Genomic DNA, 10589 nt, shown 5'->3' on the forward strand with positions numbered 1-10589 from the left:
CAATTGATGTTGTGCTTAACGCATTGACTGTATTTATGTTACGTTGCTTCATGCCTTATTTTGTGATAAACTCACGCTAGGAGAATCCGCATTTATTATCAGTCTTGCAATGGTTTCTGGCGGGCTAGGGGCATTTTTATCAATTATTTTCCGAATGGGAAAAGAATCCATAGATTGTCTTGCAGGGAAAAAGCTCCATGAACTCGAAAGCATGTATCGGATAATAGCTGGAATGTTATCGGCCCTTTTGGCCTCATTGCTTGTGCGATCTGAAATGTTTTTGCCTGCTTTTTCTAAAATGAATCATATTGAATTGTCAATAATTGCTATAGGTTTCATCGCTGGTATGAGTGAAAGATTTGCTCCTTCAATACTATCAAAATTAGAAAAGAATAAAAAAATTGTATAACAATGCTAATTAACGCGCCGGTTATTGGCAGCGTTATACATTAATTAAGGTTGAAAAAGAAGGAATGTGTCATAATGAAAAGAGCTCGGCAAATCCCTATATTCGCTAATTGAATTGCCCGGCTTTAAAATACAGTCCATGGCCTTGGAAGAGAGAAACAAGAAGGATTGAAAGGTGAATGTGAATGACATCTGAAAGACAAATAGAAGAACTTTAATCAATAATCTTAAAGACCTTAAATACACATACCGCGATGATATTCTGGATAAGGTCTCGCTTGAAGCAAATTTCAGAGAGCACTTTCAAAGACTCAATAAAGTAAATCTGAATGATTCTGAATTTGCACGACTTAGAGACGAAATTATTACTGCTGATGTATTCACAGCAGCAAAAACATTGCGTGAAATAAATACTTTTCGCAGAGATGATGATATACCCCTGCAATATACCCTGGTTAATATCAAGGACTGGTGCAAAAACGAGTTCGAAGTCATCAATCAACTACGAATAAATACTGAAAATAGTCATCATCGTTATGATGTCATCTTACTGATTAATGGTGTTCCGGCTGTTCAAATTGAGCTTAAAACTCTTCAGGTAAAACCCAAAAGGGCGATGGAGCAGATTGTTGAATACAAAAACGACCCCGGAAATGGTTTTACTAATTCACTTCTCTGTTTTATGCAACTTTTTATTGTCAGTAACGAAAACAATACTTATTACTTCGCTAATAACCATAAAGACCATTTTGCTTTCAATGCGGATGAAAGATTTTTGCCCATCTATCAGTTAGCTGATGAAGCCAATAAGAAAATCACCCATTTGCATGATTTCGCCGAAAGGTTTCTTGCAAAATGTACACTGGGACAAATGATCAGCCGTTATATGGTACTAGTGGTTAGCGAACAGAAATTAATGATCATGCGGCCGTATCAAATTTACGCTGTCAAAGCTATTGTGGACTGTATTCATCAAAACAGAGGAAATGGCTACATCTGGCACACCACCGGAAGTGGAAAAACCCTTACATCTTTCAAGGCATCAACACTTCTAAAAGATAATCCCGATATTGAAAAATGCTTATTCGTGGTTGACTGCAAAGACCTCGATAAACAGACCCGAGATGAGTTCAACAAGTTTCAGGAAGGTTGTGTTGAAGAAAACACCAATACGGAAACACTGGTACAGCGGTTGTTATCAGAAGACTATGCTGATAAAGTGATTGTTACCACTATCCAGAAACTTGGTCTTGCCCTTGATGAAAACAGTAAAAGAAACCAAAACAGTAAGCAAAAAGGCAGACTGACCTTTAAAGAAAGGTTAATGCCGCTTCGTGATAAAAGGATTGTCATTATTTTTGATGAATGCCACCGCGCACAGTTTGGCGATAATCATAAAGCCATCAAAGAGTTCTTCCCCAAAGCACAGCTTTTCGGTTTTACCGGAACGCCTATATTTGAGGAAAACGCAACTTATAAACAAGTGGATGGTACCGTAGGCTCTTACAAGACAACCAAAGATATTTTTGAAAAACAACTGCACGTTTACACCATTACTCACGCCATTGACGATGGCAATGTCCTTCGTTTCCATGTGGATTATTTCAAGCCGGATAGCAAGAAAAAGGTTAAAACAGCAGATACCATCAGTAAAAAAGCCGTTGTGGATTCGATTCTTGACAAACATGACTCTGCCACTAATGCAAGACGATTCAACGCATTATTGGCGACAGGCTCAATAAATGACGCTATAGAGTATCATGAACTCTTCAAAGAGATACAAAAAAAGCGTGTACAAGAGAATGAAGATTTTACGCCATTAAATGTTGCCTGTGTCTTCTCACCTCCTGCCGAAGGAAATAAAGATGTCCAGCAGATTCAGGAGGATTTGCCGCAGGAAAAAGCGGACAACGAACAAGAACCGGATAAAAAGAAAGAAGCTCTAAAAGCAATTATTGTTGATTATAACAAGCAATACGGGACAAACCATCGTATTTATGACTTTGATTTGTACTATCAGGATGTACAGAAGAGAATCAAAGACCACAAGTATAGCAATGCCGATTATCCGCATAAAAACAAGATCGATTTGGTTATCGTTGTCGATATGCTGTTAACCGGCTTTGACTCAAAGTATCTGAATACCCTTTATGTTGATAAAAATTTAAAGCAACATGGATTAATACAGGTTTTTTCTAGAACAAACCGGGTGTTGAATGACACAAAACCCTATGGAAATATCCTTGATTTTAGAATGCAAACCAAAGAGGTCGATGAGGCCATCGCACTCTTTTGCGGTCAGGGTACAGAACGGGCTAAAGAAATATGGTTGGTTGACCCGGCTCCTGAAGTAATTGAAAAATACAAAAAAGCAGTAGCCGCATTAGGTGATTTTATGCAAGCAAGCGATTTGGTATGCGAACCACAAGAAGTTTATAATCTTAAAGGAGATACTGCGCGAATTAACTTCATTAACCGCTTTAAAGAAATACAACGTGTGAAAACTCAGTTAGACCAATACACCGATCTAACACCTGAACAAAAAGCGCATATTGAAACACTTATTCCCGAAGACCAATTACGTTCGTTCAGGAGCTCTTATTTAGAAACAGCCAAACAGTTAAAAGAAAGACAGCAAAAAGAAGGAATCAATGCAGATCCCTCTGTGCAGCAACTGGATTTTGAATTTGTACTGTTTGCCTCTGCTGTAATAGACTACGATTACATTATGAAGCTGATTTCCCGTTTCACACAAAACAAGCCGGGCAAACAGAAAATGACACGGGAGCAACTCATCGACCTGCTTAGCTCAAGCGCCAATTTGATAGATGAACGTGAGGATATTGTGGCGTATATTAATAGTTTGGAAGTGGGTAAGGGTTTAGACGAAAAGGAAATAAAAGAAGGTTATCAGAAATTTAAAACTGAAAATGCCGAAAAAGACATGGCGGAGGCAGCCTGCAAGCATGGGCTAGAGCCGGAAGCATTACAATCATTTGTAGATGCAATTATTGACCGAATGGTTTTTGACGGCGAAAAACTCAGCGATCTGATGGAACCACTTGGATTGAGTTGGAAAGACAGAACAAAAAACGAACTGGAATTGATGGAAGATTTAATACCGTTGTTGAAAAAACTTGCCGGTGGGCGCGAGATTGCTGGGTTGACAGCGTATGAGTAATCAATTATCAATAGAAAAAATAATATACACAATCCGAGACTTTCAGGTGATGCTTGATCGTGATCTTGCCGTACTGTATGACGTGGAGACAAGGGCTATCAATCAGGCAGTGAAGCGGAATATGGGCAGATTCCCTACTGAATTTTGTTTTCAGCTATCGGATGAAGAATTTGAAAATTGGAAATCACAGATTGTGATTTCCAATGAGGATAAGATGGGACTCAGAAGACCGCCATACGCCTTCACAGAGCAAGGCGTGGCAATGCTATCGGCAGTCTTACGGAGCGAAACTGCCGTAAAAGTAAGCGTCAATATTATGAAAGCCTTTATAGCGATGAGACGATTTTTGACGGAGAACGCTTATATATTTAAACGCATAGATACTATTGAGCAAAAACAAATAAGAACAGATAGTAAAGTCGATGAAAACAGTAAAAAAATTGAAACTGTTTTGAATGCAATAGAAGCGAAAGCGTTACCGCAACGGCAGGGCATTTTTTATGAAGGTCAAGTATTTGATGCTTATACATTTGTGTCTGATTTGATACGCTCGGCAAAGTCTTCGATTATCCTTATCGACAATTATATTGACGAATCAATACTTACTTTTTTCACAAAAAAGAAGCGAGATGTTACGGTTACAATCTATACAAAAAAAATCTTAAAACAATTCGCCTTGGATATAAAAAAATTTAACGAACAGTATCCTTTACTTTCAGTTAAAGAGTTCTCCAAATCACACGATAGATTTCTCATAATAGATGAAGATGCTATTTATCACATCGGTGCTTCACTGAAAGATCTGGGGAAAAAATGGTTCGCATTTTCCAAAATGGAATTCTCAGTGGCGGAAATGCTGATGAAAATTAAAGGACAAGAAGAGAAATGAACCACGAAAAATGGCGTTGAATATTGGCTGGCACGTGATTTACAGCACTTGCTGGGATATACCAAATGGGACAATTTTTTGAATGTAATCTCCAAGGCGAAAACAGCCTGTGAAGTCTCCGGGCATGAAATCCAAGACCATTTTGCCGACGTCGGGAAAATGGTTGATCTGGGGTCGGGCAGCCAGCGGGAAATTAACGATATCATGCTTACCCGCTATGCCTGTTATCTGATTGCTCAGAACGGAGACCCTGCCAAACAGGAGATTGCCTTCGCTCAGACCTATTTTGCTATGCAGACACGCAAGGCGGAATTGATTGAGCAACGCTTACTTGAATCCGAGAGGGTATCAGCCCGAAAAAAGCACCAAATAAGAGAACACAGCGCTCTCGTGGTTAACGGGTAGCAAATTAAAAGTTTTATTGAGGTTTGATATTATGGCTAAGATCAATGTATTAGATAAAGAAATCGCAATATATTCTTACAATGATGATGACTACATTTCTTTAACGGATATGGTTAAAAACATTGAAAACGGACTTTCTCTGATTGAAAAATGGCTCCGCAATAAAAACACTATCGAATTTATGGGAATTTGGGAAGAAATGTATAACCCGGATTTTAAATCCACCGAATTCGAGGGAATTAAAAATCAGGCAGGCTTGAACAGGTTTGTTTTATCTGTGAAACAGTGGGTAGAAAAAGAGGAATGAACCACGGAAGACCTAGCGCGGCCTTTGGCCGCAACCAAAAAGGTGATTTTTAGTTTATTATAAAGTATAGTAGTATCCTCGTAAATAGTAATCAGACAATTTGGAGGACACTACTTATGAATAAGTTGATGGAATTATATCGAGACAGGATCGTGGGTGCAATAAGCGGTCTGTACAGGATTCGTTTTCGCGGGACATTGCGGTGGTTGGCCAGTGAGCGTGGGATGGGAACATTCATGAACCAAGCGAGAATTCTGCTTAAGGATTTTTCCGGTTGGGTCAATGGGCTTACGGCACAGGTGCGAGACAGTTGTGAATCGCGGGCGAAAGATTTGGGTATCGAGGTGCGGTATTTGATGAGCAGCGGTGTTGATAAGGAGAAGTTGGCTCGCCAGATCGCGGCGGATAAGAGGATTACGGAAGGTTCCATCTGCCTGTTGAGTGTGGTAGAGCCTTGTATTGCGCCGATGGTCAAGGGCAACAAGGCCAGCAAGAAGCTCGAGTTGGTAATGGCGCCCCGCAAGTGTGTCTTTGTGTATCATTATTTTAACGATCCAGTGTTTGGTTTTGGTCATGTTCGTATCCAGAGTTGGGCGCCGTTTAATATTTTCATTTGTCTCAATGGTCGTCATTGGCTGGAGCGGCAACTTCAGAAGCAAGGTATTGATTATGTTAAGGACGGCAACTGTTTTGTGCGTATAGAGGATATTGCGGCTGCGCAGGTTCTGCTCCATGAGCAGCTTAAGACTGACTGGGCGAAGCTGCTGAACGGGCTTGCGTTGGGCAGTTGCCCGGCATTGTCGCAGATTCTTCGTCCGTTGGAACCGGAGTATTACTGGTCTGCGGATGAGACGGAGTGGGCGACGGACATCATGTTTAAATCGGTTGAGGCATTGGAGGAGTTGTTTCCATCGTTTGTTCATCATGCGATGCGGGTTTGCGACAGTTCTTCGGTGATGAAGTATTTGGGTAGGCGTAACCTTGCAGGCGCTGCCCCTGATGAGGTTATCAGCGACTATCGAAGACGCTATGAAGGTATACGGGTCAAGCACAGTGTGAATTATAATTCAGTGAAGATGTATAACAAGAGCGGTAGTCTCTTGCGTATTGAGACAACGATCAATAATACGCGGGACTTTAAGGTCTTTCGGAGTCCCAATGATGATGAAGGCAAACCGGCGTCATGGCAGAAGATGCGTAAGGGCGTAAGCGATCTTCATCGACGGTGTGAGGTGAGCCAACAATGCAATGATCGTTATGGGGATGCTTTGGCGGCGGCTCAGGTAGAGGAGAAACTGAAAGAAGTGGTGAGCAGCGCTTGTAACAAGGTTGTCAAAGAGGGCAAGAGGTATCGAGGTTTGAATCCCTGGCAGCAGGATGATTACCAGATGCTGATGTTCCTGTCCAAAGGCGAAAACGCGATAAATGGATTCCGCAACCATGATTTGCGTAAGTGGCTTTACCGGGAATCCGAACAATCCGGCAAGGATCAGCAAAAGAAATATTCCGGACGAACGACCCGACGGATAAAGATGCTGCGGGCACACGGTCTAATCCGCAAAGTTCCGAGGGCCAACCGCTATGTTTTGACGGAGAAAGGCCAGAAGTTCTCTTGTTCACTGATGACCGCTTCAGCCCTTGATATTAAAGCACTTACGGAAATGGCGGCATGAAAAACACGCATAAAAAACAAGAAATTGATGGATAGTAGTACGGAATATCCAGAAAGGCTGGAAGAGAATTGAAACACGGATGCTTCGAGAAACTCAGCGATTTAATGGAGCCGCTGGACTTAGACTGGAAAGAGCGGACAAAAAAGGAACTGGAATTGATGGAAGATTTAATACCACTATTAAAAAAACTTGCCGGCGGGTGCGAGATTGCGGGGTTGGGGGCGTATGAATAAGAAAAGAGGAGTGCGATAAAATGGAAAATGATTTGATTTACACAATGACCGCAACCTTTGAAGGGCATGCTCAAACAACAGAAAACGGGGTTGAATACTGGCTTGCGCGAGACTTGCAACAGTTGTTGGGCTATAACGAATGGCGTAACTTCCTCAATGTCATCACTAAGGCGAAAACAGCCTGTGATGTATCCGGACATGCCGTCGTCAACCATTTTGTTGATGTCAACAAAATGGTTGATCTGGGATCCGGCAGCAAGCGGGAAATCAGCGACATCATGCTTACCCGCTATGCCTGTTATCTGATTGCTCAGAACGGAGACCCGGCCAAACAGGAGATTGCCTTTGCGCAGACCTATTTTGCCATGCAGACGCGCAAAGTGGAATTAATAGAACAACGCTTGCTTGAATCAGAGCGGGTTTCAGCCCGTAAAAAGCTCTCTGCCACAGAAAAGGAATTATCGGATGTGATCTATGAACAAACAGGCGGCAATCAGAATTTTGCGCTGATTCGCAGTAAAGGTGATCATGCTTTGTTCGGAAAAACCACGCAGGCCATGAAAGCCCAATGGCGGGTTCCTGACAACAGGCCTCTGGCGGATTTTGCTCCCACGATTATTCTAAAAGCCAAGGATTTCGCAACGGAAATCACCATCCACAATGCCCGTGAAAACAAGATGAAAAATGAGTCTGAAATATCTGGCGAGCATGTGACCAACAATAGGGCAGTGCGGGACACCCTGCTGAATCGAGGCATCCGTCCGGAAAGCCTGCCACCGGCTGAAGATGACAAAAAGGTAGAGCGCCGTCTGGATACGGCTCAGAAGAAAACAATCAAAAACCCTGATAGACTGGAAGAATTATGAATCACAAAAGGCACGAAAAGCACGAAAAAAAACAATTGGTGCCAAAGCTGAGATTTCCTGAGTTTCGGGATAAGGGGGAGTGGCAAGAAAATGAACTGAAGCAGTTTTTAACAGAAAGTCGCATCTTGGGTAGCAAGGGAAATACTGCAAAGAAAATCACAGTAAAACTTTGGGGAAAAGGCGTTTTTGAGAAGAACGATGAAATCCAAGGTAGCATCAATACGCAATATTACCGAAGAACAACAGGTCAGTTCATTTATAGCAAACTTGATTTTCTCAATCAGGCATTTGGTCTTATTCCTGAACACTTAGACAGTTATGAATCCACCGTTGATCTTCCATGTTTCGATATAAGCCAAGGTATCAGTCCTGTTTTTTTGCTTGAATATGTAAAGCGAAAAGATTTTTACGAAAAACTAGGTGAAACAGCAGATGGTAGTAGAAAAGCAAGGCGAATACACGCTGATACGTTTCTATCTTTTCCTATCTTTATGCCTTCGCCTCAAGAACAACAAAAAATCGTCGATTGCCTCACCACCTTCGATGAACTCATCACCGCCGAAGCCGGGAAGCTCGAAGCCTACAAAGCCCATAAAAAAGGGCTGATGCAAAAGCTCTTCCCTGCCGAAGGGGAAACCATGCCGGAATGGCGGTTCCCTGAGTTTCGGGGTAAGGGGGAGTGGGAGCATTATGTAATTAACGATATTGCAAAGGTTACTACAGGGAATAAAGACACTCAAAATAAATTTGATGATGGAGAATATCCATTTTTTGTAAGATCACAAACTGTTGAGAGAATAAACTCTTATTCGTATGATGGCGAAGCAATATTAACTTCCGGTGATGGTGTCGGTGTTGGCAAAAATTTTCATTACATTATTGGAAAGTTTGACTTTCATCAAAGGGTTTATTGTATATATGATTTTGAAAAAACTGTTTCAGGACATTTTGTTTATCATTATTTTACTGAGCATTTTTACAAAAGAGTAATGCAATTAAGTGCTAAAAATTCCGTTGATTCAGTAAGAATGGCAATGATTACAGAAATGCCTATTAGCTTGCCAAGCAATGAAGAACAACAGAAAATTACAACTTGCCTCTCTGCCCTCGATAACCTCATCACCGCCCAGTCTAAGAAAATCGACACCCTCAAAATCCATAAAAAAGGCTTGATGCAGGGGCTTTTCCCGTCTGCTGAGGTGAATATATGAACCACGGAAAACTTGGCGCGGCCTTTGGCCGCAACCAAATTCAAAATACGAATATCGAAATACGAAACAAATTCAAATGACAAAAAACCCAATGCTCCAAACTTTACGTAATCCTCATCTAATCAATGCCTTACGGTTATGCATTTTGAAAAACGAGCATAAAAAACAAGAAGTTGATGGATAGTAGTACGGAAGGCACGGAAGAGGGAAAGAACATTCCGTGATTTCGGTGCTTTCCGTGGTTAAAAATAAGGAGTTAAACAATGAATGATACAATGCAAAAACAATTAGGTGCAACCCTCTGGAAGATTGCCGACCAACTCCGCGGCGCTATGAATGCCGATGACTTCCGCGATTATATGCTCTCTTTCCTGTTTTTACGCTACCTTTCAGACAACTATGAAGTTGCATAAAAAAAAGAGCTTGGAAAAGATTACCCGAAGCTGAAAGAAGACGACAAAAGAACGCCCCTCTCAGTCTGGTATAAAGAAAACAAGGATGATACGGCTGTATTTGAAAAGCAGATGCGCCGTAAAATCCACTATGTAATCAAGCCCGACTATCTCTGGCGCAGTATATACGAGCTGGCAAGAACCCAAAGCGATGACCTCCTTAAAATCTTGCAAGCCGGGTTTAAGCATGTTGAAAATGACTCCTTTGAGAGTACATTTCAGGGCTTATTTTCTGAAATCAACCTGGACTTTGAAAAACTTGGCAAAAACTATTCTTTCCGTAACGCAAAACTCTGTACGATTGTAACCAAAATCGCTGAAGGGCTTTCCGGGTTTTCTACCGAGAGTGATATTCTAGGCGATGCTTATGAATACTTAATCGGTCAATTTGCTTCCGGTTCAGGGAAAAAAGCCGGAGAGTTTTATACACCACAGCAAATTTCAACCATACTGTCCCGAATTGTTACATTGGATAGTCAAAATCCGAGTTCCGGTAAAAAGAAAAAACTTAAAAAAGTCCTCGATTTCACCTGTGGTTCAGGTTCACTTCTTTTAAATGTAAGGAAACAACTTGGTCCCAATAGTATCGGGCAGATATATGGGCAGGAAAAAAACATTACCACTTATAACCTTGCAAGAATGAATATGCTGCTCCATGGGTTAAAGGATTCTGAGTTTCAAATTCATCATGGAGATTCACTTCTCAACGACTGGGACATATTAAATGAAATGAACCCAGCTAAAAAGCTTGAAAGTGATGCTGTGGTTGCCAATCCTCCTTTCAGTTATCGTTGGGAACCAAACGAGGCTTTAGCCGACGATTTCAGGTTTAAAAGTTATGGCCTTGCACCTAAATCCGCAGCAGACTTCGCCTTTTTGCTTTATGGTTTTCATTTTTTAAGCGATGAAGGAACCATGACAATTATTCTGCCTCATGGTGTTCTTTTTCGCGGAGGCGTTGAAG

9 protein-coding genes and 2 pseudogenes are annotated in these 10589 nt (G+C 41.4%); all 11 read left to right on the forward strand.

The annotated features are described in order from the left end of the window. Positions 1 to 154 precede the first annotated feature (154 nt). Positions 155 to 409 carry a hypothetical protein gene (locus M5U24_RS08260; RefSeq protein ID WP_157820584.1) on the forward strand — a complete coding sequence of 85 codons (255 nt, stop codon included), beginning with the start codon at positions 155 to 157 and terminating at the stop codon, positions 407 to 409. A gap of 216 nt (positions 410 to 625) precedes the next feature. Beyond that, complete coding sequence (locus M5U24_RS08265; RefSeq protein WP_298202147.1) at positions 626 to 3589, forward strand: type I restriction endonuclease subunit R; 2964 nt, start codon at positions 626 to 628, stop codon at positions 3587 to 3589. Continuing rightward, a complete protein-coding gene (locus M5U24_RS08270) occupies positions 3582 to 4478 on the forward strand; it encodes an ORF6N domain-containing protein (protein WP_197705193.1) in 897 nt (298 codons plus the stop codon). The genes M5U24_RS08265 and M5U24_RS08270 overlap by 8 nt, the downstream gene beginning before the upstream one ends. A gap of 21 nt (positions 4479 to 4499) precedes the next feature. After that, positions 4500 to 4883: pseudogene (locus tag M5U24_RS08275) on the forward strand (BRO family protein); the annotation flags it as partial. A 31-nt stretch (positions 4884 to 4914) separates the two neighbouring features. Then, positions 4915 to 5181: pseudogene (locus tag M5U24_RS08280) on the forward strand (KilA-N domain-containing protein); the annotation flags it as partial. Positions 5182 to 5306: 125 nt separating this feature from the next. Further along, positions 5307 to 6863, forward strand: coding sequence for a hypothetical protein (locus M5U24_RS08285; protein WP_099325684.1), 1557 nt, complete (start codon positions 5307 to 5309; stop codon positions 6861 to 6863). A 68-nt stretch (positions 6864 to 6931) separates the two neighbouring features. Then, positions 6932 to 7096 carry a hypothetical protein gene (locus M5U24_RS08290; RefSeq protein ID WP_157820585.1) on the forward strand — a complete coding sequence of 55 codons (165 nt, stop codon included), beginning with the start codon at positions 6932 to 6934 and terminating at the stop codon, positions 7094 to 7096. A 20-nt stretch (positions 7097 to 7116) separates the two neighbouring features. Then, positions 7117 to 7962 (forward strand): DNA damage-inducible protein D, encoded by an 846-nt coding sequence (gene dinD, locus M5U24_RS08295; protein WP_099325685.1) that lies wholly within the window; start codon positions 7117 to 7119, stop codon positions 7960 to 7962. After that, positions 7959 to 9173: a restriction endonuclease subunit S gene (locus tag M5U24_RS08300; RefSeq protein ID WP_157820586.1), complete on the forward strand. Its 1215-nt coding sequence runs from the start codon at positions 7959 to 7961 to the stop codon at positions 9171 to 9173. The genes dinD and M5U24_RS08300 overlap by 4 nt, the downstream gene beginning before the upstream one ends. A gap of 263 nt (positions 9174 to 9436) precedes the next feature. After that, on the forward strand, positions 9437 to 9586 hold the full coding sequence (locus tag M5U24_RS18440) for a type I restriction-modification system subunit M N-terminal domain-containing protein (protein ID WP_197705196.1): 150 nt from the start codon (positions 9437 to 9439) through the stop codon (positions 9584 to 9586). A 111-nt stretch (positions 9587 to 9697) separates the two neighbouring features. Continuing rightward, a partial coding sequence (locus M5U24_RS08310) for an N-6 DNA methylase (RefSeq protein ID WP_338140596.1) occupies positions 9698 to 10589 on the forward strand: 892 nt, incomplete at its 3' end.

The sequence above is a fragment of the Candidatus Kuenenia sp. genome (genome assembly GCF_027493735.1).
Taxonomy (GTDB): domain Bacteria; phylum Planctomycetota; class Brocadiia; order Brocadiales; family Brocadiaceae; genus Kuenenia; species Kuenenia stuttgartiensis_A.